Here is a 26,782-nt window from a genome sequence, read left to right as displayed (position 1 = left end):
GATAAAAAAATGATATGTATTACGTCTAAGCTACTTTACTTGGTGAAGATTGAGTTCAAAATCAACATTAAGTTGATCCTTTGCCTGAATAAGTTTCCCCATTTTTTGTGGAGGCACCAATTTAAAATCCGAAAAAGTTATGGCTTGGCTCCCTGTAAGTGTCATTCCATTAGCGCTGTTTTTGAGCTGATAAAAGATTAGAAATCTTTTTTTAATTCCAGCGAGTTCTATTTCTACAATTCCCTTAATGCCATTATCTGTCTGCTCTGTTATAGGTATTCCTTTTAATGAAAGAAATGTCACATGTAAAAATGGATATCTTTCTTCCTTTAACGTTTTACGCAACTGTTTAGTCATCATCAGATTATTGCAGTCAAAATTTTTAAGATCCAAACTAACCCGACCTTGCAAAGCGATCTGTTTACCAACCTCTGTATTGATGGTTACTGTATCAGTTTTTGGATAATTTAAGATAGCACAGGAGAATCGATTGATATTAGTGCTTCCATTAACCCTAAGCCTACTGTTTTCGACAATTACCCATCTGCTTTCGTTTTTAACAGATGTATTGAAGTTTGGTACTGCCAAAGCTAACATCAGTACAAGTGCTTTTATGATCATAACTGTAAAAACAAGAAGGAAGAGGTTTGCGCCTCTTCCTTATAGGTATAATTTAAAATCCTACTACGGCTTGGATAACATAGCCTTTGAATTTTCCAGCATTTCGGTAGTCTGCGGTTGGAAAATCTTTATACTTTTGGGTTACATATTCACCTTTTAGCAAGATGTTTTTAGTCATGAACCAACCTGCTGCAAAAGCAATTCGGTCAACTTTTACATCTCCTGTATAAATGATAGCAGGAGCAGGTGTTGCGCCAGTTACTGCTGGTACATTGGCCAATTTAGCGGTAACCACATTATATTTAGCGCCTACAAAAAAGTTCTCTGTTGCTCCAAATCTGTATACGCCATCTATTGCCATTTGTTCTGCTCCCCTTACACTTGTTTCGGTTTTCGATCTTCCTTTGGCATTTTCATAGGTGGCAAATAATTCCAGTCCTTGAAGTTTTACGAAAGCATTTAATTGTAATGCATTTACTTTTTTGGTAAACCCAGGATTAAAGCGTCCAGAAAATGCATTGGTAGTACTTACTGCGCCAACTTTTTCTAACACCATAAAATAGTTTGACCCAGTACGGTCGCCACCAAATAAGGTCTGTCCACCAGAACTGTTATTGCTGTAATAAGATGCTGCTAAACGAACCCTCAAATCTGTATTCAATTGTTTATCAAAGCCACCTTTCACAAAAATGGCTGGGGATTTATGAATGTTTTGATCTTGAGCGGTAGCTATTAAACTATCGATATTCCCTTTAATCATTCCATTCGAAACGCCGATTAAACCAAATAATGCATTTTTTCTCACCAAGATCTCACCACCTATTTCAGTAGTGAAGCCGTCCATAATATAGTTTTCAATAAAAGGGTTGTAAAGTGTTTGTCCACCATCTGATCTACGGAAATGTTGGTCTCCATAATTGATCTCCATGTGTCCAATTTTAATCGTAGCTACCGACATGATCGCATCCCAAACCTCACCTTTAAATGGTAATTTATCAAATTGGATATATCCACCTTTTACCCATGTTTCATTATGGTGACGAGAAGAAAGATAACTGGTCAAGTTCAATCTAATTCCATCGGCTAATTGCACATCCATGAACAAGTTAGCATTGGCGGTATTAAATCCTGGTGTCATTTTATATAATCCGCCAGCTGCATTTTCATGTTTTAGTCCCTGAAAGGATTGCGTGAAACCTGCACCGAATTGAACTTTCAATTTATCAAATACGGCGTTACTATCTTTTGGAGCTTCAAAAACGTTTATGCCTGATTTGTCATAAGGACGAAGATTGGAAACCTGTGCTTTAGCGTATGAAAAGAATAGGCTAATAAAAGCAACAGCAATTGCTGAAGTCTTTTGAATTGTTAAGGTATGTTTCATGATATTAACGTTTAGTAGTAAGTAAAATTTATTTAGCTGTAGTTGCTTTAGTGTAGTCTAGGTTAAATTTGATCGTAAGATCATTTCCTACTTTCATTGCACCTAGCATAAAACTTGGTGGCTCGATGCCGAAATCGGTGAGTTTAAGTGGTGTACTTCCTGTGCAAGTGATAGATTTGTCTGCATTCAACACTGCAGTAACCATCATTGTAATTGGTTCTGTTTTACCAGCAATGGTAACACTGCCTTTGCTTTGTATCTTAAACTTATTTGCCTGAACCATAGTGATTTCGACAGCCTTTAACTGATAACTAATGGTAGGAAATGCATCCGCTTTCAAACTTTTATAAGTTCTACTATCCATTGATGATTTACCACTTTTAAGGCTTTTTGCAGCAACAGTTAAATTAAAGTTAGAAAGTCCGATGAGCTCGTCCTTTGCATTGAACTTAAAAGTCCCTTGGCTTTCCGCAGCGGTTGAAACCATTGTCCAATCGTGCACATTGGATGTGCCGAGTACAGTTAATGTTGCGTCTTTTCCCCCATTGATTTTATAGATAGTTTGGGCTGATACTGTTTGTAAGGCTAGAAGAAAAACCAACACGGTAGTTTTTAGTCCGAACCAAATGCCATTTGATGTATTTAATGTTTTCATGATAATTTGTCTTGTGAATTGATAATCAAAAGTACCTTGAACAGGGTATGAGAAAGCTGATAGGTAACAGGTTAAAAACTGATATTCATCAGTAATGCCAACGACATCATCTGATTTGAGATCACAATCATTTCTTCAGAATCTCTTCAGATTCAACTACTATCTTTAGTTGATTAATAATGGCAAATGAAATCAGTAGATAACAATCAAAAAAAATATCCTGCAACAATTCGATTTTGGCACTGGGCCAATTCACTTGTAATTTGTGGATCTTTACTTACGGTTTTACTAAATTCAACACTTTTCGATGTGCGTGATAATGCAACCTATATTCAAGGAGAGTTAGTGAAGTCAAATGTGGTTATAACTACTGAACAGGCTCGTTCGGTTGCTCATAGTTTAGAAGATAAAGTTTGGGGTATACATATTTATTTTGGCTATGTGCTTGCTGCTTTATTTCTATTCCGGATAATCTCTGAATTTTTTCGTGCGAAGAAAACAAACTTTGGTAACGTATTAAAAGAATCATGGGTACTCTATTTCACCAAAAAGGTTAAATCTTCACGGCATGAGTTAGGCATAAAACTAGCTTATGTAGTGTTTTATGTTGTGTTGTTTTTAATGGTAATAACAGGGCTTTCTATAGCGTTTGATAATGAACTTGGACTAACAAAATCATTCAGCCATTCACTTAAGGAAGTTCATGGGTTTTGTATGTACTTGATATTAGGGTTTATCGTTTTGCATCTTGGCGGCGTTTTTATGGCAGAGAGAAAAGATAAAAAAGGAATTGTATCGGATATGATTGGTGGAGGAAACTTAAATGGATAGTCAAAATCATCCAAATGGACATCACAGCGAAAAGCACTTAAAAAGCTCTGATTTTATCACGGATGTGGTTATTGGAATGAGCGATGGACTTACTGTTCCATTTGCATTAGCTGCGGGACTTAGTGGTGCAGTAAGCAGCAATTCGATAATTATTACTGCAGGTATTGCGGAAATAGTGGCGGGCTGTATCGCCATGGGCCTTGGCGGCTATCTTGCTGGAAAGACCGAACAAGAACACTACCAAAGCGAACTGAAAAGAGAATATGAAGAAGTGGAACGTGTACCTGAACGAGAAATGGAGGAAGTAAAGGAGATATTTGCTAGTTATGGAATTAGCCCCCATGGCCAAGATATACTGGCAAAGGAACTCGCTAGTGATAAACATAAATGGGTTGATTTTATGATGAAGTTTGAGCTTGGGCTGGAGCAGCCAAACCCAAATAGAGCTAGAAACTCGGCTTTAACTATAGGAACTGCCTATTTCGTTGGTGGATTGCTACCATTATCCGCTTATCTTTTTACAACAACTCCAGAAAAAGGCTTACTTGTGTCATGCATTTTTACAACGATCTGCTTATTTGTTTTTGGCTATTTTAAAAGCAAGATGACTGGGCAGGCGCCAATAAAGGGGGCATTGAAGGTAACCATGATTGGATTAATTGCCGCTGCCGCTGCATTTGGTATTGCAAAACTAGTTGGTTAAAAGGCCTATGGAGAAAGATTACGTAAGCTAATTAATTATGAAACATCTACTATTTATCGCACTAGTTGCGATTTCGTCGACAATACCTTGGGAACAAAACTTTGAAACTGCCCAAAAAAATGCAAAAGAACAGCACAAACTTATTCTTCTGAATTTTTCGGGCTCAGATTGGTGCGGTCCCTGCATTAGAATGCACAGTGAAATTTTTGCTGACCAAGGATTTATAAAAATGGCGACTGCAAACCTAGTTATGGTCAATGCAGATTTTCCTAGAAATAAGAAAAAGCAACCAGCAGTACCGATCAAAAAGCAGAACGAAATGTTGGCAGATAAGTATAACCCACAGGGGAAATTTCCTTATACGGTAATTCTAGATCAGGATGGAAAAGTAATCAAGTCGTATGATGGATTACCAGATCAAACTGCAGCTGAATTTACAAGCGAACTCAAAAAAATCTGCGATGCTAAAAAATAGGGAAATACAACTTCTCGAAGTTTTTAAACGCACAGAGCGCTTGATGGGAAATACCTTTGAGCTAACCGTGGTTGCAAACAATGAAAGTTGGGCACTGCAAAAGATAACACTCGCGATTGATGAAATCAAACGAATTGAAAAGCTGTTCACTACCTTTGACGAGAATAGCCAGACCAATCAAATCAACCGACAAGCTGGAATTGCCGCTGTAAACGTGGATCCTGAAGTTTATCAGTTAATAGAACGTTCGATACGAATATCAGCAATTACAGATGGTGCATTCGATCTTACTTATGGCTCAATTGATAAAAAGTTATGGAATTTTGATAGCACCATGACACATCTTCCTGATAGCGAGACGGCCAAATCTATGGTTAGATTGATAAATTATAAAAACATCATTCTTGATCCACAAAATTATACCGTGATGCTTAAAGAAAAGGGAATGCGAATAGGTTTTGGAGGAATAGGAAAGGGTTATGCTGCTGAAATGGCAAAAGCGCTATTAAAAATGGAAGGAGTACAAGCCGGAATTGTAAATGCTTCGGGCGACCTCACCACTTGGGGTATGCAACCTAATGGAGAGCCATGGACAATTGGTATTGTTGACCCAGATCAAAAAAACACACCCTTTTCTTATCTGAATGTAACGGATATGGCCGTTGCTACCTCTGGCAATTATGAAAAATTTGTAAACATTGGTGGCAAAAAGTATTCGCACACCATTAATCCTAAAACCGGCCTACCAATTAGAGGGATAAAAAGTGTGACTATTATTAGTCCAAATGCAGAGATAGCCGATGCCATGGCAACTCCAGTTACCGTAATGGGCATTGCAGTAGGCTTGGATATGATCAATCAAATTAATTATCTGGGTTGCATCATTATAGACGACAATAATAAAATTTATACCAGTAAAAATATTAACCTAAAATGAAAGCAAAAGTGATAAAACGAATGCTCGTAATGGCAATGGCACTTGGTGTAATCCTAGCTATACCTTCCTGCACCACAGTGAAAGAATACCAAAAGAACAGATTGAACGATGCAGAAATGGTTCTAGGAAATAGGAAGATTGAGAAGACGGAGCTCAGCTTTCAGGGATATAGAGAAGGCGCCTCGGGTGCAAATTCAGGCAAAAGTGGCGGTGGTTGTGGATGTAATTAAGTAGAGAAGCACATGAAAAAGATATTTCTAACTGCAGCGGCTGTTTTCGCATTGCTGCATTCCTTTGCTCAAACAACACCAAAGGATACTACAGGTTTTCAGAGTAGGAAACTTAAACTGGATGAGGTAAATCTGGTTTCAAGTTATTATACTCAAAATGGCAACAATGCCGCTGTTACAGGCGGTATTGGTTCACAAAAACTAACTGATATTGCCAATGTATTTGATGTGAAAATGATTAAATATGACTCAAATTCACGAAAGCATACTTTTGGTCTTGAAGTTGGAATCGATCATTATACGTCCGCATCATCGGACATGATTGATCTTCAGGCCAATTCTTCTGCATCCCATGGTGATACAAGAATTTATCCTTCTTTAAGTTGGAGCATTGAAAACGAAAAGAAAGGAACTACATTAGCTTTGGGTCTTTCCTCATCTACAGAATTCGATTACCAATCATTTGGTGGTAACATTAGTTTCTCTACAAAAACCAAGGATGGAAGCGGAGAGTTTACGGCTAAGCTTCAGACTTACCTAGATCAGGTTACGTTGATACAGCCGGTTGAACTCAGAACAAATACGATGGGTCATGAACAGTATGGATCAGCAGCACGAAATACATTTGCGGGTTCTTTATCTTACTCACAGATTATTAATGAAAGATTACAGGTGATGGTGCTTGCCGATGTAGTGCAACAGAATGGCTATCTCAGCCTTCCTTTTCATAGGGTCTATTTTAAAGATAACACAGTCCATCAAGAAAATCTTCCTGATAGTAGATTGAAAATACCTTTGGGTTTTAGGGCAAACTACTTTATTGGAGATAACTTGATCATTAAAACGTATTATCGTTATTATACGGATAACTGGGGACTGAAATCACATACCGTTGATCTAGAAGTACCAATTAAAATCAATTCCTTCTTTTCCATCAGCCCTTTTTATAGATATTATACGCAAACAGCAGCTAAATATTTTGCTCCGTTTCAAACACATACTACAGCCGAGCAATATTATAACAGCAATTATGATTTATCTAAGTTCAACAGTGATTTTTATGGTGCTGGTATTCGCTTTGCCCCGCCAAAAGGCGTGTTTGGCATGCAACATTTTAGCATGCTCGAACTTCGCTATGGGCATTACGCAAAAAACATTAACATGAGCTCAGATATTATTTCATTAAACATCAAATATAAATAAGGCTAGTTTAGCTATCTTGTAGCAATAGAATATACATGAAAATACTGGTTATAGAGGACGAGCATACGTTACGAACAAACATTATCGAATACCTAATGGCAGAAGGTAATGTATGCGACCATGCTAAAACTTTTGCTGAGGCTGCACAGAAAACCGCCCTTTACAGTTATGATTGTATCTTATTAGATCTTACTCTACCCGATGGGGATGGGCTAAAACTGCTTAATGACCTCAAAAAAATGGAGCGAAAAGATGGCGTAATTATTATCACTGCCAGAAATTCTGTAGACCAGCGAATAGAAGGCCTTAGTCTTGGTGCTGATGATTACCTCATCAAGCCTTTTCACCTTTCAGAACTGAGTGCAAGGATAATGGCTGTTATCCGTAGGCGCACATTTAATGGAAGCGATCATGTGGTATTTAATGAACTTGATATTGATATCCAAGCAAAAGAAGCCAAAGTAAACGGCAAAGTAATTAATCTCACCAGAAAAGAATTTGATTTATTGCTTTATTTTGTGGCCAACAGATCGAAGGTAATTGCTAAGTCTGCTGCAGTTGAACACATTTGGGGTGATCATGCAGATATGGCGGACAGTTTTGACTTTATCTATACCCACATCAAGAACATCCGTAAAAAACTAGTTGATGCGGGTGCAAAGGATTATTTCCATTCGGTTTACGGAGTAGGATATAAATTTGCTGACTTATGAAGCTTTTCAGCCGATATAACCAAGTTCTTTTAGCTACCGCAATTTTTGGCCTCTGCATGATTGGGTATCTTTTTTACCTTACGATGGGTCGCTATCTCAATGAACAAGTTGACCGTTACCTAGTAGAGGAGCAATTGGAAGTAAGGGAAAATGCTCATTCCATGGAAGCAGACAATGCACATGAAATTTTTAAGGACTTAGTGGTAGACTATCAGAAAATCTATCAAATATCTCTACAAAAGCATTTTGCAGATACCGTTTTTTTCAACCCTAAAAAAAGGACAAGGGAATTTGCAAGGTATCTCAAAGAGGATCTAATGCTAAATGGACAACCAGTTAGAGTAACTGTTATTGTTTCAAAAATTGCCCATAGCGAGCAAATCAAAGGTATATTCTTAAGTATCATGCTTCCAGTTGCAGCTCTTTTTGTGCTGCTCTTACTTGTTAACCGACTGATGATGGCAAGACTTTGGAAGCCTTTTAGGCAATTACTGCTTAACTTAAAATCATTTAACCTAAATCAACAAGATAACTTTAGACAAGTTGAAACCCCCATATTAGAATTTAGAGAGCTAAATGATGCAATAGCAGAAATTTCCCAGCGCATTCGTTCAGAATACAGGGAGATTAAGCTCTTTACTGAAAATGCTTCCCATGAAATGATGACCCCTATTGCGGTAATCAATTCTAAACTTGAAATGATGCTCCAGAGTAATGAGCTTAGTGAACAACAGGGTAAGGATATACATGAACTTTATAAAGCGACTTCAAAGCTCACTAAGTTGAATCAATCGCTATTGTTATTGGTAAAAATTGACAATAACCTACTGCGAGATCAACAAGAAGTAAATCTAAAAGATGTAATTGGGGAAAGAATACATTATTTCCAAGAACTGTTGTACAATAAAAAGATTTCCCTTGATCTTCAATTAGAAGAAAAAACAGTTTCGATGAGTAAATTTTTGGCTGAAACCCTGGTAGATAATCTTATTGGTAATGCAATTAGACATAACCATGTTAACGGTACTATCCATCTATCACTTACTAAGAATATGCTTAAAATTACCAATACGAGCACACTTCCAGCCATTGATCCTGAACATGCTTTTGAACGTTTTTATAAGGGCATGCAGTCTGAAGGAATGGGTCTTGGGTTGGCCATTGTCAAGCAGATTGCTGTGCTCCACAAATTTAAAATTTCGTATAGCCATCAAGAAGGGAAACATACTTTCTGTCTTAATTTTTAGCTACAGACTTTCTTCAGTTTTCGCGTGTAGTTTTATCCATAAACCTGCACTATGAAAATATTTACAGTAGTACTATTATTCTTTTCACTCCAACTGCACGCCAGACAAATTGATTCGTTAAAAAGAATAGATAGTATTTCTGAAATTCCTCGTCCACAAAAAATAAAATCATACATAGTGCCTTCTGTTTTATAACTTACGGCATAATTTCTCTAGGCAATAACCCCATTCGAAACCTTGATCTGAGCACCAAAGCTGAGTTAACAGAAGACCATCCACTTTTTGCGGCACATGTTGATGACTATAGCAAATTTGTACCGCTTTTAGCTATGTATGGGTTAGACCTTGCTGGAGTTAAAGCAAAAAGCAGTGTACTAGACCAAACGGCTATGGTAGTGATTACTGCTGTGCTATCTACCGTTGTTGTTACTGATTTAAAAAAATGGACACATCGATTGAGGCCAAATGGTTCAAGCTATACGTCTTTCCCCTCGGGGCACACAGCGACTGCTTTTGCCGCTGCTGAAATGTTAAATCAAGAATTTAGAGACAATAGTCCTTGGATTGGATATGCAGGATATGCAGTAGCAACGGCAACTGGGGTTTTAAGAATGTACAATAATATGCATTGGGTTAGTGATGTTGTGGCTGGTGCTGGATTTGGCATATTGTCTACAAAACTTACCTATTTAATCTATCCCAAGTTAAAAAAGCTTCTTGGTATCAACAAAAATGAATTTAATATTAGCCCGTCCTACCAAAATCACCAACTTGGTTATAAATTAGAATATAAGTTCAAGTCTAATCATTAAACTATATTTAATGAAGTAAATAACTCGACTACTATTTACATTCGGCAATATGGTTATGTATCTTGATATTATGTTCAGGTGAAAGAAATGGTATCCCAAGTTCTGTAGACCTTAAAATAAAGAGTGCACCTAGAAATAGCATAAACCAAGGAATGAGTTTGTTTGGATTAAAACGAATGTACCTTTTGAGATAGATTCCTCCTAAAGATATAAGTAACATTAACGGAGTGGTACCAAGACCAAACAAGAACATAAAACTTGCTGATTCTTTTACTGACGAAGAGTTAAGCGCTGTTGCTAAGGCGAGATAGACCATTCCGCAAGGAATAAGTCCGTTCAACATTCCCGCGAAAAAACCCCAAAAGGGCAAACTATAAATCCTGCCCATTAATCTACTAATGGGGGAAATCAGCAGTGCTTGAAAACGTTCTATATAGTTAAAATAACGCCCCGAGAAATAAATTAAGGTGAAAGCAATTAGAAGAATGCCCACAAAAAGGCTTAGTGTTTCTTGGTTTGTAAACAAAGTAATGCTACTGCCAATTACGCCGACTAACAGCCCAAGAAAAGTGTAAACTAAAACCCTACCCAATTGATATAACACGAGTTGAACAGCATACCACACCTGATTCTTTTGCGACATAGGTAGACTAAGCATGAGTGGTCCGCACATCACAGCGCAGTGTAGGCTGCCCATTAGGCCCAATATAAATGCTAAGGGTAAATTACTCACAATGTGATGTCTTTCTTAAACAGATACTCTTTGTTATTACTTTTCCATTTTAGTTCTAAAAACCAAAGTCCCTTGGGCATAGTTGTGGAATTCAACTGAATGAGGTTTGACTTCCCAGAGGTATTCCCTTTGATAAGGATATCATCTTTAACAGTAGAAGGGCGTTGAAGCTTTAGTTCAAATGCTGCACTATCCTTTAACTGAATACTTACTTGTGATTTGTTAATCGTAATAATTGGTTGAGCACCTTCCTCAGCAACATTGTGCTTTGCGTTGTATTCCTGGTTATAATTGATGCCCTTTTCATAATAGTCTTTGTCAACCAGCGCATCATTTCCATGTACACTAAACATGTATACCACCATAGCGACAATAAAGAGCATAAATGCAATCATTCCTAAAACTATTTTTGTTCCCCAATTCATATCTTTTTGTTTAGTATAATAAGTTGACGATTACGGTTGCGAAAAGAATGAAGTTGATGCCGTACTGATGATCTTTCCATTGGCAGTCACTTCAAATTCCACATCAGATTTAAAGTCTGTAAGTTCACTCTGTTTCTTAATAAGGAAGAAAGTTAAATGTGTTGTACCTTCTTTCACTAAAATCTCAGGTCTCTGAATAAATTTGATTACATCGCTCTTATTTTGAGAACGAAATAGGAACGATATGTCCTTGTTTGTTTTATTAATTAGCTCTGCATTATAAAGATTGCTCACAGTTCCATCAGCATTAAGTTGATACATTGTTCCGCTAGCCCTTAATACAGTGGTTTCTACATCTTGCCTTTTATAAATCAAGCTAGAGAAAACCAACATCACTAAAAATAACACCGCAGCATAACCATAGGCTTTTAGTCCTAGTCTAAAGGGCTTTTTGGTTTTGATAAAATCTTGAGTGTAAAAGCCAATGAGGTTTGGATCCCTATTGACTTTAAGCATTACTTCATTGCAACTGTCAATACATGCTGTACAGTTCACACATTCTAGCTGTGTACCTTTTCTAATATCAATACCAGTAGGGCATACCTGTACGCATAGCCCACAATCGATGCAATCTCCTTTTGTTGGGTCTGTATTGTTTTTTTGTAGGAAGGCTCTTGGCTCTCCTCTTTGCTCATTGTAGGCAACAATTAGACTCTGGTTATCTAATAAAACGCCCTGCAAACGACCATAAGGGCAAATTACTGTACAAACCACTTCCCTTACATAAGCGAAAACCCCATAAAAAATAAAGGTGAAAAGCCATATAGACAGGAACCCGCTGATATGTTTACTAATGGGTTCGGTTATAATTTTATACAGTAAATCTGAACCGATTAAGTATGCTAAAAATGTATTGGCAATAGCAAAGGATATCATTAAGAAAAGAAAATGCTTACTACTTTTTTTAAGTATTTTTTCGCTGTTCCATGGTTGGAGATCTAATTTTATTTGGTGGTTAGCATCTCCCTCAATCCAATACTCTATCCTTCTGAATACCATCTCCATGAAAATTGTTTGAGGGCAAGCCCAACCGCACCAAAGCCTTCCAAATATCACAGTAAAGCATACTATAAATATGATAAAAATGAGCATGGCCAGTGCAAACAGGTAGAAATCCTGTGGAGTGAAAATGACACCGAAGAAAACAAACTTCCTTTCCAGAAAATTTAGCAATACCAATTGTTCGCCTCTCAATTTTACAAATGGAAACGAGAATAAGCAAATTAGTAGAAAATAGCTAAACCATTTCCTATATGTATATAGCTTACCAGCAGGTTTTTTTGGATAGATAAATTCTCTGCCAAAAACTTTTAGTTGCTTAATTTTTTGCAATGGTTTCATTGATCACGGTATCCTTCACACTTTTAGGTTCAAACTTTTCTCCTTGTGGTGCTTTTGCGTTAGCCGGTTTTGTACCCTGTAACGACATGATAAAGTTGACCACTTCGGCAATATTTTTAGAGCTTAGGTTTTTCTCCCAGCTCGCCATTCCTTTTGCTGGAACCCCATACTTTATTGTTTTGAAAACATCGTTGATACTTCCGCCATGCAACCAGAATTCATCTGTTAAGTTTGGTCCAACTATTCCCTGTCCGTGTTCACCGTGGCAAGCAATACAGTTGGCCATAAATACTGACTTGCCATTTTCGATTAACGAAGCATCAAGCTTAACCGAATTCTCGTCAAACTTTTCAGCAGCCACAGCTAAAAATGCTTTTTTATCGGCTGCGGCTTTTTCCATTTCAGTACTATATTCCTGATCTTGTCTTGGTCCATCGCCAATATGATAATAGTACAGGTAGCAACCTGCAAAAATCATCGTGCCATAAAACAATACATTGAACCATCTGGGAATAGGATTATTAAGCTCATGAATACCATCATAACTGTGAGGGATAATCATTGATTCTTCTTCTTCAAGTGGTCTAAGACTCAGGATCTTTGTCCAGATATTCGGTTTGCTCTTTTTCAGCTTCATCCATTCAACATAATCCAATGGTTCTGGCTCTTGATATTTTACGAATGGCGTTGGATTCATTCGTTCCTTTATCATCACTTTTAGCGCATTTAAAATTACAATAGCGGCAAACAATGATGCTACTCCAAATAGAAGCAAAGCGACAATTAAAAGTTCAGAGGAACTTAATCCAATACTTGGTTCAGGTATGGCAGCAGCTACGTCTTCCTTCGCTGCAGAAAAAGCCTGCAAACTGATTAATAAAATTGTGAAAGTTAGGCTAATCTTCTTCATGTTTTTGAGTGTGTTGATTTTCGATTGGAAGATTACTCATTAAGGTTACGTGATGTTTACTAAGTTTTAAAAGGTAAACTGTAACGATGATAAAGAATACCATGAATAGTAATAATGAGGTGATAAGATAAAATTCGCCTCCGGCTAGGTCTCGTATTTGATTGAACATAACTATTGGTTTGAAGGAATGGTTGATTTATTAGCTTTAATGTCGGTTCCCAGACGCTGGAGATAGGCGATAATAGCAATGATCTCCTTGTTACTTGCAACTCTGATATTATCTTTTTGAAGGTTTGTTGCTATAGAATCAGCTTGTGTTTTTAAATCGGCATTTGCTTTCTGATCGTAACCAACCTCATACGGTACACCCAAACGTTGCATGGCCTTAATCTTCGCTGCGGTTGTCGATGTATCTAGCTTTTGACTGATTAACCATTGATATGACGGCATGATACTACCTGGAGACATAGAGGTTGGATCTAGCAAATGGTTAAAATGCCATGCATTGCTGTATTTTCCACCAACACGGTGCAAATCAGGCCCTGTACGCTTGCTACCCCATAAAAATGGATGGTCGTAAACAAATTCTCCAGCCTTGCTGTATTCTCCATAACGCTCTGTTTCCGAACGGAAAGGTCTCACCGTTTGAGAGTGACAGTTTACACAACCCTCACGAATGTATAAATCTCTTCCTTGAAGTTCTAAAGCCGAATATGGTTTTACACTTTCAATGGTAGGTACGTTTGATTGGATAGTAAACGTCGGCATCATTTCAACCATGCCGCCAATTAGAATAATGATTAATGCAAAGACCATAAACTTAATTGGTTTGCGCTCTAACCTGCGATGCCATTTTTTATCTCCTGCATCTTCTACCACTACTTCTTGCAATGGCATTGCTTCTGCAGCTTCATTGGCAACTAATTTTGAGCGGAGCATTGTTTTGCCAAGGTTAATTGTCATTACAATTACCCCTGCTAAATAAAGTGTTCCACCAATCGCTCTTAAAACATGCATTGGAATGATCTGCAACGTAGTTGATAAAAAGTTCGGATACTTTAACAATCCTTCTGGGGTAAACTCTTTCCACATTAGGCCTTGCGTAAATCCAGCCCAGTACATCGGTACCGCATAAAATAGGATGCCCAATGTACCAATCCAGAAATGGAAGGAAGCCATTTTTTTAGAGTACAGTTCAGTTTTATAAATTCTTGGGATGAGCCAGTATAATATTCCAAAGGTCAAGAAGCCATTCCATCCTAATGCTCCAACGTGTACGTGTGCTACAATCCAATCGGTAAAGTGCGCAACACCATTAATTTGTTTTAGCGAAAGTAATGGTCCTTCAAAAGTTGCCATACCATAAGCGGTTAAAGCAACTACCATGAATTTGAGCGTTACATCTTCACGAACCTTGTCCCATGCGCCTCGAAGAGTAAGTAGTCCATTGATCATTCCACCCCAACTTGGTGCAATCAACATAATAGAAAATGCTACACCTAATGATTGTGCCCATCCTGGAAGGGAGGTATATAATAAGTGGTGGGGCCCAGCCCAGATGTAAATAAATATCAGCGACCAAAAATGCAGAATACTCAATTTATAGGAATAGACTGGTCTACCCGCCATCTTAGGTAGAAAATAGTACATCATACCTAGATATGGTGTAGTTAGAAAAAACGCTACAGCATTATGACCATACCACCATTGTACCAAGGCATCTTGAACACCAGCATATACATAGTAACTCTTGAAAAATGAGATTGGAAGTTCGAATGAATTAACAATATGTAGTACAGCAATGGTTACGAATGTGGCAATGTAAAACCAAATTGCAACATACAAATGTCTTTCTCTGCGTTTGATAATTGTGCCGAACATATTTATCCCAAATACAACCCAAATGAGTGTAATGGCAATATCGATTGGCCATTCTAATTCTGCATATTCATGCGATGTAGTTAAACCAAGAGGCAAAGTAATAACTGCAGAGACTATAATCAATTGCCAACCCCAAAAATGGATTTTACTTAGTACATCACTAAACATTCTTGCTTTGAGCAGTCGCTGAAGAGAGTAATAAACACCCATAAAGATGGCATTACCCACAAATGCAAAAATTACAGCATTAGTGTGCAACGGTCTAATTCTACCAAAAGTGGTGTATTGATTGCCCATATTCATGGCTGGCTTGAACAGTTGCATTGCCACAAGCAAACCAACGGTCATTCCGATAATGCCCCAGATAATAGTAGCGAGGCCAAAATTGCGAACAATCTTATTGTCGTAGGTAAATTTTTCTAACTGCATAAAAAAAAGAGTTGTTTGTTATTTGTAATAGTTCAAAAGTATTTACAGCGCATTGATTACTAGTTGACAGGTGTTAGTTGAAAAAGTGATCTTTATCACTTTACGTGTTTTTATTATGATTCGCTTTCTTCATCAATCTCGTCATCGAAAAGAACCCGCATTCCTGGTGTCACCACATCATCATGCTGTCCATTTTTAAGCGACCATACAAATGCCCCTAAAAAAATCAACGCCATAATTACACTGCATCCAACCAAAAAATAAAGTATGTTCATAATAGGTTATTTTTACGTGCAAAAAATCTGGTCGCTATTGAGGTGAAACTGATGATGGTGATCGTACTAATAGGCATTAAAATGGCCGCAACAAGAGGATAAAGGGTTCCTTGAACTGCATAGAATAGCCCAATACAATTGTAGAAAATGGCAATTGCGAAGCTCATTTTAATGACCTTTAGCCCATCTTTGCTTAATTTATAAAAGTTGGGTAAATGATTGAGAGAGCTTCCTTTTAATATGGCATCGCAGCCTGGGGTAAAGTTATTGACGTTATCGGTAATGGCAATACCAAAATCGCTTTGCTTTAAAGCTCCAGCATCATTTAGCCCATCGCCAAGCATCATCACTTTTTCTCCATTTTTCTGCTTGTTTAAAATGGCTTCGAGTTTATCGTGCGGACTTTGTTCAAAACCGATACTTACATCTTGAGGGAAAATATTTTGTAATGCTCTCCTGTCTTTATCAGTATCTCCAGACAATACAGTTAGGCTAAACTCTTCTTTAAGCGTCGAAACCAAATCTGTTAATCCTTCTCGCCACTGCTGCTCAACTACAAAAGTGCCTTTGTAAGAACTATTGATCACAATATGCACTCCGCTGTGTTGTTCGGCTTTGATATTAAATGGCAAAATAGATTGGTTGCCAGCATAAACCATTTGATTATTTATTAATCCACGAATTCCTTTTCCTGGGATTTCATTGTATTTTGATATAGGATAAAAACCACCATAACCTAAGCTTTTTAAGATTTGCCTGCTTAATGGGTGCGAAGAATTTGTAAGTAATGAAACGACAAGTTTATGTTCTTCATCACTAAGCGTTCCGGTAAAGGATAATTTGGCACCTTCAGTAGTGGTTAAGGTTCCTGTCTTATCAAAAACAATGGAATTACAGGTAGCTAAATCTTCTACAGCATCGGTGTTTTTCACATAAAATCCTTTTTTATCAAATACAGCTAAAATAGCCGATAAGGTAAATGGAGTGCTTAATGCAAGCACACATGGACAGGCCACTATAATCACAGCTGTAAATGCAGCCCAAGCCTTACCGCTGTTACCTTCAAAAAACCAATAACCCATAGCTACAAAAGCAATTACAAACACGGCAATGCTGAAATATTTGGCTACACTATCATTAAAATGCTGTTTAAAACCATTAGAATAATGCTCTTTGTTCCATAATCCAGTTAAGTAACTTTGTGATGGCACTTTTACAACTTCTAGTTCCACACCTTCACCCATTTGTCTGCCTCCTGCATAAACAATTTCTCCTAATACTTTTTGTTGAGGTTCAGTTTCACCAGTAACGAAACTCATGTCGAGCCAGGCATTTCCTTTCATCAGAATGGAATCTGCAGGGATGAGTTCACCATTCCTAATCCAAAGACGATCGCCAATTGTTAGTTCATTAATTGCCTTCGGTTTTTCTTTCCCATTTAAAAGCGTTGTAATAGCGATAGGAAAGTAAGAGCGATAATCTCTATCAAAAGAAATGTGATGATAAGTACGTTGTTTTACCCACTTTCCCATCAATAACAAAAATACTAAACCTGTCAAGGTATCTGCAAACCCTGGTCCAGTGTTTAAAACCACGGAATAAGTAGTGCGTAAGAAAAGTACAGCAATAATTAGTGCCAATGGCGTATCTAAGTTAACATGTTTATGTTTTAAGCTGTTCCAAGCAGAAGTAAAATATTCTCGACCACAATAAAAAACAACTGGAATGGAAAGGGCAAGATTTAGCCAACCGAATAAGACCTGAAATTTACTCTCCAAACCAGAAAGCCCAAAATATTCTGGAAAACTAAAGAGCATTACATTACCCATACAAAAACCAGCTACTGCAATTTTTAAGATGAGACTTTTGTTTACCGAATGGCTTTTTTCTTTTACTACATCTTGCAGGTTGATGGCAGGTTCGTAACCAATTTCTACCAAAGTCTCCACTAAATTTCTTAAGCTTATTTCTTTGTTTTTAAAACTAATGGTAACCTGCTTTTTTAAAAAATCAATTCGTGAGCTAAAGATTGCAGGATTGATTTTGTACAAATGTTCTAATAACCATATACATGAACTACAATGTATAGCAGGTACATAAAACGTAACGATAGTACTTTTATCATCTTGATAATCGATCAGCTGTTTAATGATGTTTGGCTCATCTAAATATTCCAGATGACTTTTGCTTGTGGATCTTTTGCCCGGGGTATCATTATAAGCATAATAGGCACAAAGGTTATTGGAAGACAAAATTTGGTAAACACCCAGGCATCCTGCGCAGCAAAAATGTTTATCTTCTAGTATGCGGTCTGTTCCCACCACGTCTTCCCCGCAGTGATAGCATATACTGGTATTCAGAGTTTTTTGCTGTTCTATCATTTTTAAACGGATTGACTGAATAAACTTGAGCTGGGCTCTTTTTGCCATAGACGTTCATCAAAAGCCATGCATACATTTCTTAAAAAGGCCATACCGTTTTTTGTGATCTGCACTTGAGGGCCATCGAGTTCTACTAAGTGATCAGCTACTAAAGGCGCTAACCTTTCACGAACCGAATTTGGTATAGCTATACTAAAACACGTAGCCCCTTTGCACATCATGTTAAGAATATGCTGGCGGATATCAAGGTCTTTATCTGTTAAAATATGACCTCTGTATATAGGAAAATTTCCTTTATTTGTCTTTTCAAGATATTCTTCTACAGTTTTACTATTCTGAGAAAAAGCAGTCTGACAATCACTTATAGCTGAAACACCCAAGCCAATTAATACATCCGTACGTTTATCGGTGTAGCCCATAAAATTGCGATACAGTTGGTGATTCTCGGTTGCTTTATACAAACTATCTTTCTTCAGTGCAAAATGATCCATGCCAATTTCCTCGTAACCAGCATTAATCAACATATTTCTTCCAAGTTGATAAAGAGCAAATTTTTCGTCACCTTGAGGAATATCCTTTTCCGAGTAGTGACGTTGCCCAGGTTTCATCCATGGCACGTGTGCATAACTATAAAAAGCAATGCGCTCTGGTTGCATAACGAGCACTTCATTCATGGTTTGCCCCAGTCCTCCTAGTGTTTGCCCTGGCAGCCCATAAATCAAGTCAAAATTGATGGAATCATATCCCAGTTCTCTAGCTTTTTGCATAATGCTAACTACTTGCTCAGGAGTTTGAAATCGATTAATCATCATTTGAACCTTAGGGTCAAAATCCTGTATGCCCAAACTCATACGCTTAAATTTAAGTTGCGCAAGGGTTTGAAGGTGCTCAAATGTGGTATTATCTGGATGCCCTTCAAAAGAGCAGGTAGTCTCCTCATCAAAATTTTCCAAAATGGAAGTAATGAGTTTTTGTAAGTTTTCTGGACTAAAAAAAGTTGGTGTTCCACCCCCAAGGTGCAATTCTTTAGTTTTAGGGGTTTCGCCTAGCAAATCGCAGTACATGCGCCATTCTTTAACCAATGAGTCAATATATGGTACTTCAACACCATGATTTTTGGTAATTCGTGTGTTACAACCACAGTAGGTACAAAGGCTTTCGCAAAACGGAAGATGAATATAAAGACTTATACCCTGATTTTTATGAGCTTTATAAGCATTAATTAATGATTCACTCCATTTCTCAATTGTAAAAGATTCTGCTTCCCAATAAGGAACTGTTGGATAACTTGTATAACGAGGCGCAGCTATAGCATACTTTTTAAGTAATGTTGATGTATCCATATCATTAATGCGTTTCTATTTTGATGGCACAATCCTTTTGGCAACAACAAGCATCACCAACGCATTTTCCTGCAGACCAATTATCTAGATTAGTGATGACCTGATTCATGTTTTCCAATGCTCCTCCATCTTTAAAAGGAATATTGGCGATTTTAAGACCGGCCAATCTTGCTGCTTCTAAATCAATATGATCAAATCCAAATGTAGAACTAGCAATGTATTTGATGCCAACTGCTTTTAGGCCTTCAATTAACGGTGCATCTATCAGATCCTTATTAAATACGATTAACGCTTCCTTGCCAGCAGCAAAATTCAATGTATCCAGTGTTAGACTGTTGGCTATGATGGTTATATCGTGCTTTTTATAGTTGGCGAGAATAAGCCATTCTTTTTCTTTGGTGTTGATATTATAAGCGATAGCTTTCATATGCATATTTTTTCTACTCACAAAACTATCAAGTGTAGATTGGGTAACCCGTGAGATAGGTTAGAAGAAAAAATGATTTTAGTCACGAAAGAATTTGGGACTAGAGAAAATTTGCGCATAATCACTTCAAAAAGTGATGTCAGTCAGATGGTAAAAGGCATAAATAGGGAAACTTTGAACATGAGAAAAAAAGACATCGAAAATATTCAGGACATACAACAATTAGTCGCCGCTTTTTATGAAAAAATACAAAAAGACGTGCTTTTAGGAGATTTATTTGCGGCTAAGATTGGTGATTGGCCAAAACATTTGGAAAAGATGTATCGGTTTTGGGAAACTGTGCTTCTTGAACAGCATACCTATAGCGGAAGCCCTTTTCTGCCACATGCAACAATGCCGTTAACTGGTCAACATTTTGACCGTTGGTTAGCTATTTGGAAAGAAACCATAAATTTGTATTTCCAAGGGATTAAAGCTAATGAAGCAAAGTGGAGAGGAGAGGCTATGGCGGCAATGTTCCTAGCAAAAATTGAATTTTACAACGGAGCAACTAGAACCGCATTGATATGAAGAAAAGTATAGGTTTTGGATTTATATGCATATGGATTGGCTTTGTAGGTGCCATTAGCTTTATGGAAGCATGGTTAAAATTCAAGGCGCCTGGCGTAACTCTACCTATAGGACTCGGAATTGGACGCTTAGTATTTGCGGCATTAAATAAAATGGAATGGGTAGCATTTTTAATTGCTTTCATTTCTCTTGTTCAATTTAAAGCCAAATGGAAATCAGTAGAAATGTTCCTACTATTTGCTGCTGGAATTCTTATTGTGCAAACTATTTGGTTGTTGCCAGCACTTGATGCACGTGCTGAACTGTATATTACTGGTGACACTGTGCCGCCAAGCAATCTACATTTTTACTATGTCGCTGCCGAAGGTCTAAAAATGATTACACTTATTACAATCGCAATCTCTTTATTGAAAAGGAAAAGTTAAACAACTATTGTTTTACATTCTTCAGTTTTTCTATGGAAAGAATTTGGATGGCATTACCGCTTTTCTCGATGAGTTTTTCGTCCTTAAAATCTGCTAACATCCTGCTTACCGTTTCGCTAGCGGTGCCTACTAAGGCAGCGAGGTCATCGCGAGAAATTTTTAGTGTACAAGTATCTGAATCCGGTTGCCCGAATTTAGCTGCTACCTGTACCAATGCATCAGCAACACGTTTACGTACCGAAAAATAGGCCAGTCGAAGCATCTGCTCTTCTTTCTCTTGTACACTACCAGAAAGTAGCCCTAGGAATGCGTTCGCAATTTCCTGATGGTTGAGTAGATATTCCATAAAATCAGCTTTGGCAATTAGCGTAAGTTCTGAATCACTTAATGTTGCAGCATTTTCAGCATACAGGGCTGATCTGCATAAACTTTCGTAACCAAAAAAATCGCCTTCGCTATATAAAGTGGAAGAAAGCTCACGTCCATCTTTAGCTCGTTTATAAGTCTTTACTTGTCCTTTTTTTACATAATAAAGATGCGCTGGTTCATCCTGCTCTACGTAGATAATCTGTTTACTAGCAAAAGACCTAGTTTTCCCTTTGGCCTTCATCGACTCGAAAAGAGAAGCGCTATCACCTCCAGCAGATCTAAAACCAACTGGCTTGCTGCGTTTCTTTAGTCTGCTTTCTATCGCATTGAAAAGTTCAACATCATCAAAAGGTTTAGTTAGGTAGTCGTCTGCTCCCATTTCCATTCCTTTGCGCATATCAGCACGTTCTGCTTTAGCGGTCATAAATATGAAAGGGATATTCGCTGTTTGGGTATTCTTCTGCAATAGATAAAGTACGCCATAACCATCAAGTTCTGGCATCATGATATCACAAAGAATAATATCTGGCAAATGTTTTATCGCTAGATCAACGCCTATCTTGCCATTCTTGGCAGCAAAAGTTTCATAGCCTGCCAAGTCCAACATTTCTGCAATTCCTTCTCTGATATCATCACTATCCTCAATGATTAGTGCTTTTTTCATACTATATTAAAATTTAAAATGAAGCCTAAAAGTAGTTCCGCTATTTTGTTCGCTTTCACAGGTACATGTGCCATTCATTAGACCAACGTAACGTTTTACTATGTTCAACCCAAGACCTGTTCCTGGAATATCACCAGTGTTATGTGCTCTAAAAAAGGGCTCAAAGAGATTATTCATTTCCGATTTTGGAATGCCAATACCATTATCTTTAATATCGATTATAAGTTCATGCTCTTTAACGATACTATTAAACTGAATCATGGTGTCCTCTCCTGAATATTTGATTGCATTGGAAATGAGATTAATGATACAATTCTTCAATAAATTTTGATCCAAAAATACCTGTCCAGTTGTGCCTTTATGCTCGTATACGATGGTCTGTTTTTGCTTAGTCATCAACTGCATCTCTTCCGCAATTTCTTCTGAGAAAGAAAAAATATCAAACCATTGTGCATTAGCCTCCACTTTTCCTGCTTCCAGTTTTTCTAAAGAAAGAAAATCATTGAGAATAGTCGTTAGGTTATTTATAGAATTTTTAATTTTGGAAGTGTGTTTTTCAACACTTTCTACATCGTGTTTTTCAACATATTTATTAATTAACGATGCGGATAGTTGTATTGAACTCAATGGCGTACGGAACTCATGAGAAGCCATAGAAACAAATCTTGTTTTTAACTGGTTCAACTCTCTTTCTTTTTGGAAGAGGGCGCTCATATGCTCTTTTGCAGATTCAAGCTCGTTGATGGATTTCATCAGTTCGCGTGTACGCTCTTTAATTTTTTCTTCTAGTTCTTCTGTATAACTTTTTATCTTGATTTCGTCTTCCTTTTGCCTGCTCAGGTCATGTATAAAACCAGTGTATATTCTACGATCACTAAACTTAATTTCGCTTACACCTAATCTAAAGGGGAAAATACTTCCATCTTTACGCTGGCCAGTAACTTCACGGCCAATACCAATGATTTTCTTCTTTCCTGTGTTTTCATAATTGGCTAAATAACTATCATGCTTGCTTTTATCTGGTTCAGGCATCAACACGGAAACATTTTTACCAAGCAGTACATCTCTGCTAGGGTAGCCGAACAGTTCTAATGCCGCTGGATTAATATTTTCTATCAGGCCACGATCATCAATTGTAATGATACCATCGATTGCATTTTCGATTATAGCAATCAATAATTTTTCTCTTTCCATAGTTGAGTATTCCATCAAATATAGCTTAAAAATATTAGATGAATAATTTGTTCAATGCAGATTCTGCAGAAAGCAATGGGCTGTAAAATCTGTCTTTAAAAAAAGTTACACTCTCAGGAAATTGAGTAAACAAGGACTTATAATAATCAATGCCAGCTAAAAGCTGGATTTTGAATTTGGCTAATTGGGCACATTTCTTTTCCGTAAAATCGTCCATCATCATCTTGATTTCTGTATTTAGGTAATTGACATAAAGGTCTAGTTCTTTAATTAACACATTTGGACGTTGCACCTTCTCTAATAGATTTTCTCTACCATAAATGTGTCCAACCATTTCATCCAAAGAATACACTCTCGAAAAGTAAGCAAGGTTAGGGCCTGGGCATATTGCAACTGCTTTACTTTCCTTTGGTTTCAGTATGCCTATCTTTTGATACGTTGAACTACAAAGACCTTCACAAAGACATACTTTCTCTGTCACCTTTTCTAACTCTTTTTCAAATGCTGAAATAGGCAATCCTTTAGTTTTTAAATCGTTTATCTTCAAATGTTGATATTCCCTTGATGCAGTACAGATTGGTAATTCGGTAAACTCTGTATTGGTACACAAGTATTTCTTTTTGCATGGACTGCCCGGCTTTCCTTTTTTGATCCTGTCCAAACGTTCCTTATCGATTCCACTGTTCTTAAAATTATTAAACAGTACACCAAGTGGTGAAGAATTACTTAGGTAATACGAATCTTCATTTGCATTTGTAAGTTGTTGTAATGTGGATTCATCTACATTGGTCACCTCTGGTACTAATAGAAAAGGACTTCCCCAACCTGTAGAATCAAGTTGATAATGTTTGATTAAGAAATCATTTTCAGCCGCAGTCCCAATGCCCCCCTGTACGCTAATCCGCTGATTTGGCAAATCATCAATACTTATTCCTTTCTCTTTTAAGCCAGTAGTGTATAATGAAAAGAGATCTTCCTTCATTTGATGTTTGTTCTGCTTGAACTCTTCTAATATTGGTCCCAACAGATATCCTGCTGTAGCGAATGCATGACCTCCACAGTTTAGCCCACTTTCTACTCTAAACTCTGAAACCCAAATTCCTTTTTTTGCCAAGAATTTAGCTTGGATAAATGCTGATCTAAAATCACTTACTTTTAGAATGATTTTCTTTTGAATGATATTATTTTCGTCGGGGAAAAAATCGTTAAATTGTTCAATATAACTATACAATCTTGGGTTCATTCCCGCAGAGAGTATCAAAGATGAATTTAATCTGCTATTGGCAAATCCACGTAGGGCTGTAAGTGCATCGCTTTCTTCATCTCCTGTAACGCCCGCTCCATTTTCGTGGTTAACACGATCCACTTTAGACATGATATTTACATCTATCGATCCCATCTCCATTCGATTCCGCAAAATATTCTGGAAAATAGTTTTACGCTCTCCATCTGGATAATCCATCATTAATTCATATCCATGCTTCAATTGCGAATCATCGGGTAGGAGTTCAAAATATCTGCACAGATCATTCCCACTTTCAAAGGGTAGTTGCTTTAACTCTTCGAAATCTTTTGTAACCATCCGCAGCATCATGTTGAGGTAACAGGTTATCCTTCTGGCTCGTTTATCAAAACTCTGTTTTAAAATTGGCGTAAAGACCTCACCACGCAGCTTGGTATGGTATTCTCTCATGCGTTCGATTAGTTCATCATCTACAATAGAAACTACCGATGAAATACCATATATAGCTACCTTAAGTGGGCTGTCGATTGAAAAACCAAGCCCTAGAACGGGGATGTGAAATTTATGTGCCATGTTATTGTGTTGTTATGATGTGCCAAAAATATCAGCCATGCTCAAATCAACGGAATGCTTTCATCAGCTAAAAATATGATGTTGGTCACTTTTTTAGCTAAAATGTTAGCAAGGACAAACATTTAGGCTATGCGAGTGATTGCATGATATCACTTTTAGAAGTGACCGAAATCAGTATTTCAAAGTTCCACCTTTCTGAACTTTACATTATCAAAACCGAATAATATGAAACCACAGTATAGGGCTTTAACTACTCCAAAGAAAGATGATACCAAAACGATTCTCATTATCGGCGTAGTTATCTTATTCTTACAGCTTGCTTTTCATTTAACAGTTGGCGCAAAATCATTGGAGAGGACATCTTCCCTTGGTAAAGATTCATTGAATTACCAATTGAGCATACATCTCAATAATCCAGCAATAATCCAGCGATTAAATTTTCCCAATACGGTAAAACGCTTTTATGAACAAAGCAAAATGGAAACAAACTGGCTAAGGTCTGAAGAAAACTCAGGACCTACAGTGATGGCCATGCTCTTGCTTGATTGCGTAAAGCAATACGGGTTACAACCACGGGATTATCATCCAAATGTTTTAACATACGACAAGATGCATAGCCTATTCAGTGCAAATACTCAGCTATCGGCTGTACAAAAAATAGAGTTTGAATTGATGCTTACAGATGCAATGATCAGCGTAATTAATAATCTCCATTATGGAGCATTCAATCCAACATTAAGCAGGTCATCAATAGATAAAGGCGTAAAAGAGGGTCTACAGGCAGATGTTTTTCTTCATGAAGCAACCAATAGTCCTAATTTAAGGGAGGCAATCCTTACTGTACAACCTAAGATTGATCAGTACAAACAATTGCAAGGTTATATGAAACTCATTATGGGCCAATATACCTGTGATTCTTATGAAACACCAGAACAGGAGATAAGAACAATTGCTATTAATATGGAACGTCTACGCTGGATAAGTATGGAAAATAGCAGTTACCTACATGTAAATATTCCTTCCTTCAAGCTGACTTATTATACTCCTTTAAAAACAGCTGAGTATAAAGTTGTGGTTGGAAAAGCCTCAACACTAACTCCTACGCTTGTAAGTGTAGTTAGTTATCTCGAGACGGCACCTGATTGGAGAATACCTAACAAGATTTTCATTAACGAACTGTTACCTAGGGCGCAAAAGAATTTCGCATACTTCGAGAATAATCATATGGCCGTTTACAACCAGCAAGAGATTTTCGTTCCAATAAATGCACAAACAATTGCCAAGATCAAACAAAATCCAACTAAGTACCATGCAAGGCAAACCGCTGGTTGTGAAAATGCACTTGGAAAAGTTGTCTTTCGCTTTTCAAATGCTCATGATATCTACTTACATGATACGCCTGAACAACAATATTTCAATCAAAATAAACGGGCCGTTAGCCATGGCTGCATCAGGGTTTCAAATGCAGAACAACTGGCTGCGATTTTATTACAAAATGATGGACAAGAAAATCGAACAATTGACCTAAAAAAGGCAATGTCGACTTACAGCAAACAAAAATTTGCACTTAAAACACCACTACCAATTATTATAACATATCTGACTATTACAGTTGAAGATGGCCTATTGGTTAAGCATGCAGATATCTATTTGCAGGATAAAGTTTTAGAAAGCAAAATGTATAAAGCTGAACAACTAATCAGCACAACAATTAAATAATTTAAACAG

Annotated in this window: 28 protein-coding genes; 12 read left to right on the top strand and 16 right to left on the bottom strand. The window is 37.3% G+C overall.

Features of this window, described 5'->3' with window-relative positions; genetic code table 11:
- Positions 1–30: 30 nt before the first annotated feature.
- The 3 genes from ACHMWN_RS04520 to ACHMWN_RS04510 are packed head-to-tail and all read right to left on the bottom strand — an operon-like array spanning position 31 to position 2,660.
- Positions 31–621, bottom strand: coding sequence for a YceI family protein (locus ACHMWN_RS04520; protein ID WP_397298084.1), 591 nt, complete (start codon positions 619–621; stop codon positions 31–33).
- A gap of 52 nt (positions 622–673) precedes the next feature.
- The gene (locus tag ACHMWN_RS04515; protein ID WP_397298082.1) at positions 674–2,005 is read right to left on the bottom strand and encodes a hypothetical protein; all 1,332 of its coding nucleotides are present in this window, start codon (positions 2,003–2,005) and stop codon (positions 674–676) included.
- A 28-nt stretch (positions 2,006–2,033) separates the two neighbouring features.
- Entirely contained in the window at positions 2,034–2,660 is a 627-nt protein-coding gene (locus tag ACHMWN_RS04510) for a YceI family protein (protein WP_397298080.1), read from the bottom strand.
- Between the two features lie 186 nt (positions 2,661–2,846).
- Between ACHMWN_RS04510 and ACHMWN_RS04505 the strand changes: the two genes are divergently transcribed.
- The 9 genes from ACHMWN_RS04505 (at position 2,847) to ACHMWN_RS04465 (ending at position 9,811) form a co-directional block, all read left to right on the top strand.
- Positions 2,847–3,491, top strand: coding sequence for a cytochrome b/b6 domain-containing protein (locus ACHMWN_RS04505; RefSeq protein WP_397298078.1), 645 nt, complete (start codon positions 2,847–2,849; stop codon positions 3,489–3,491).
- A complete protein-coding gene (locus tag ACHMWN_RS04500; RefSeq protein ID WP_397298077.1) occupies positions 3,484–4,194 on the top strand; it encodes a VIT1/CCC1 transporter family protein in 711 nt (236 codons plus the stop codon). Before ACHMWN_RS04505 ends, ACHMWN_RS04500 begins: the two co-directional genes overlap by 8 nt.
- Before the next feature lie 37 nt (positions 4,195–4,231).
- Positions 4,232–4,669 carry a thioredoxin family protein gene (locus ACHMWN_RS04495; RefSeq protein ID WP_397298075.1) on the top strand — a complete coding sequence of 146 codons (438 nt, stop codon included), beginning with the start codon at positions 4,232–4,234 and terminating at the stop codon, positions 4,667–4,669.
- On the top strand, positions 4,656–5,606 hold the full coding sequence (locus tag ACHMWN_RS04490) for an FAD:protein FMN transferase (protein ID WP_397298073.1): 951 nt from the start codon (positions 4,656–4,658) through the stop codon (positions 5,604–5,606). The genes ACHMWN_RS04495 and ACHMWN_RS04490 overlap by 14 nt, the downstream gene beginning before the upstream one ends.
- A gap of 29 nt (positions 5,607–5,635) precedes the next feature.
- A complete protein-coding gene (locus ACHMWN_RS04485; RefSeq protein WP_397298071.1) occupies positions 5,636–5,836 on the top strand; it encodes a DUF4266 domain-containing protein in 201 nt (66 codons plus the stop codon).
- Positions 5,837–5,848: 12 nt separating this feature from the next.
- A complete protein-coding gene (locus ACHMWN_RS04480) occupies positions 5,849–7,039 on the top strand; it encodes a DUF3570 domain-containing protein (RefSeq protein WP_397298070.1) in 1,191 nt (396 codons plus the stop codon).
- A gap of 35 nt (positions 7,040–7,074) precedes the next feature.
- Entirely contained in the window at positions 7,075–7,752 is a 678-nt protein-coding gene (locus tag ACHMWN_RS04475; protein WP_397298068.1) for a response regulator transcription factor, read from the top strand.
- Complete coding sequence (locus tag ACHMWN_RS04470) at positions 7,749–8,999, top strand: sensor histidine kinase (protein WP_397298066.1); 1,251 nt, start codon at positions 7,749–7,751, stop codon at positions 8,997–8,999. The genes ACHMWN_RS04475 and ACHMWN_RS04470 overlap by 4 nt, the downstream gene beginning before the upstream one ends.
- Before the next feature lie 329 nt (positions 9,000–9,328).
- A complete protein-coding gene (locus ACHMWN_RS04465) occupies positions 9,329–9,811 on the top strand; it encodes a phosphatase PAP2 family protein (RefSeq protein ID WP_397298065.1) in 483 nt (160 codons plus the stop codon).
- Positions 9,812–9,842: 31 nt separating this feature from the next.
- Here ACHMWN_RS04465 and ACHMWN_RS04460 read toward each other — a convergent pair whose 3' ends face one another.
- The 10 genes from ACHMWN_RS04460 to ACHMWN_RS04415 all read right to left on the bottom strand — a co-directional run bounded on the left by ACHMWN_RS04460 (position 9,843) and on the right by ACHMWN_RS04415 (position 20,016).
- A complete protein-coding gene (locus ACHMWN_RS04460; RefSeq protein WP_397298063.1) occupies positions 9,843–10,544 on the bottom strand; it encodes a sulfite exporter TauE/SafE family protein in 702 nt (233 codons plus the stop codon).
- Positions 10,541–10,969, bottom strand: a complete 429-nt coding sequence (locus ACHMWN_RS04455; protein ID WP_397298061.1) for a FixH family protein — start codon at positions 10,967–10,969, stop codon at positions 10,541–10,543. Before ACHMWN_RS04455 ends, ACHMWN_RS04460 begins: the two co-directional genes overlap by 4 nt.
- Before the next feature lie 30 nt (positions 10,970–10,999).
- Positions 11,000–12,370, bottom strand: coding sequence for a cytochrome c oxidase accessory protein CcoG (ccoG, locus tag ACHMWN_RS04450; RefSeq protein ID WP_397298059.1), 1,371 nt, complete (start codon positions 12,368–12,370; stop codon positions 11,000–11,002).
- A complete protein-coding gene (locus ACHMWN_RS04445; RefSeq protein ID WP_397298057.1) occupies positions 12,348–13,280 on the bottom strand; it encodes a cbb3-type cytochrome c oxidase N-terminal domain-containing protein in 933 nt (310 codons plus the stop codon). Before ACHMWN_RS04445 ends, ccoG begins: the two co-directional genes overlap by 23 nt.
- Positions 13,267–13,449 (bottom strand): hypothetical protein, encoded by a 183-nt coding sequence (locus ACHMWN_RS04440; RefSeq protein ID WP_397298055.1) that lies wholly within the window; start codon positions 13,447–13,449, stop codon positions 13,267–13,269. The genes ACHMWN_RS04445 and ACHMWN_RS04440 overlap by 14 nt, the downstream gene beginning before the upstream one ends.
- Before the next feature lie 2 nt (positions 13,450–13,451).
- The gene (gene ccoN, locus ACHMWN_RS04435) at positions 13,452–15,590 is read right to left on the bottom strand and encodes a cytochrome-c oxidase, cbb3-type subunit I (RefSeq protein ID WP_397298053.1); all 2,139 of its coding nucleotides are present in this window, start codon (positions 15,588–15,590) and stop codon (positions 13,452–13,454) included.
- A gap of 113 nt (positions 15,591–15,703) precedes the next feature.
- Positions 15,704–15,865: a cbb3-type cytochrome oxidase assembly protein CcoS gene (gene ccoS, locus ACHMWN_RS04430; RefSeq protein ID WP_397298052.1), complete on the bottom strand. Its 162-nt coding sequence runs from the start codon at positions 15,863–15,865 to the stop codon at positions 15,704–15,706.
- On the bottom strand, positions 15,862–18,246 hold the full coding sequence (locus tag ACHMWN_RS04425; RefSeq protein WP_397298050.1) for a heavy metal translocating P-type ATPase: 2,385 nt from the start codon (positions 18,244–18,246) through the stop codon (positions 15,862–15,864). Before ACHMWN_RS04425 ends, ccoS begins: the two co-directional genes overlap by 4 nt.
- A gap of 2 nt (positions 18,247–18,248) precedes the next feature.
- Positions 18,249–19,589 (bottom strand): oxygen-independent coproporphyrinogen III oxidase, encoded by a 1,341-nt coding sequence (hemN, locus tag ACHMWN_RS04420; RefSeq protein WP_397298049.1) that lies wholly within the window; start codon positions 19,587–19,589, stop codon positions 18,249–18,251.
- Positions 19,590–19,593: 4 nt separating this feature from the next.
- Positions 19,594–20,016 carry a lactate dehydrogenase gene (locus ACHMWN_RS04415; protein ID WP_397298048.1) on the bottom strand — a complete coding sequence of 141 codons (423 nt, stop codon included), beginning with the start codon at positions 20,014–20,016 and terminating at the stop codon, positions 19,594–19,596.
- Between the two features lie 180 nt (positions 20,017–20,196).
- Between ACHMWN_RS04415 and ACHMWN_RS04410 the strand changes: the two genes are divergently transcribed.
- Together ACHMWN_RS04410 and ACHMWN_RS04405 are read left to right on the top strand one after the other, a co-directional pair.
- Entirely contained in the window at positions 20,197–20,586 is a 390-nt protein-coding gene (locus ACHMWN_RS04410; protein WP_397298046.1) for a group III truncated hemoglobin, read from the top strand.
- Positions 20,583–21,011, top strand: a complete 429-nt coding sequence (locus tag ACHMWN_RS04405; protein WP_397298045.1) for a hypothetical protein — start codon at positions 20,583–20,585, stop codon at positions 21,009–21,011. The genes ACHMWN_RS04410 and ACHMWN_RS04405 overlap by 4 nt, the downstream gene beginning before the upstream one ends.
- Before the next feature lie 4 nt (positions 21,012–21,015).
- On the opposite strand, the gene ACHMWN_RS04400 is transcribed toward ACHMWN_RS04405, so the two are convergent.
- The 3 genes from ACHMWN_RS04400 to ACHMWN_RS04390 are packed head-to-tail and all read right to left on the bottom strand — an operon-like array spanning position 21,016 to position 25,054.
- Positions 21,016–22,044 carry a response regulator gene (locus ACHMWN_RS04400; protein WP_397298043.1) on the bottom strand — a complete coding sequence of 343 codons (1,029 nt, stop codon included), beginning with the start codon at positions 22,042–22,044 and terminating at the stop codon, positions 21,016–21,018.
- A 6-nt stretch (positions 22,045–22,050) separates the two neighbouring features.
- Positions 22,051–23,238 carry an ATP-binding protein gene (locus ACHMWN_RS04395; protein ID WP_397298041.1) on the bottom strand — a complete coding sequence of 396 codons (1,188 nt, stop codon included), beginning with the start codon at positions 23,236–23,238 and terminating at the stop codon, positions 22,051–22,053.
- 34 nt (positions 23,239–23,272) lie between these two features.
- On the bottom strand, positions 23,273–25,054 hold the full coding sequence (locus ACHMWN_RS04390) for a hypothetical protein (RefSeq protein ID WP_397298040.1): 1,782 nt from the start codon (positions 25,052–25,054) through the stop codon (positions 23,273–23,275).
- 225 nt (positions 25,055–25,279) lie between these two features.
- Between ACHMWN_RS04390 and ACHMWN_RS04385 the strand changes: the two genes are divergently transcribed.
- Positions 25,280–26,773 carry a L,D-transpeptidase family protein gene (locus tag ACHMWN_RS04385; protein ID WP_397298039.1) on the top strand — a complete coding sequence of 498 codons (1,494 nt, stop codon included), beginning with the start codon at positions 25,280–25,282 and terminating at the stop codon, positions 26,771–26,773.
- Positions 26,774–26,782: the final 9 nt, after the last annotated feature.

This window comes from Pedobacter sp. UC225_61 (assembly GCF_044452285.1).
Taxonomy (GTDB): domain Bacteria; phylum Bacteroidota; class Bacteroidia; order Sphingobacteriales; family Sphingobacteriaceae; genus Pedobacter.
The sequence above is the reverse complement of the archived record's forward strand: the minus strand, read 5'-3'. Positions and strand labels throughout refer to the sequence as shown.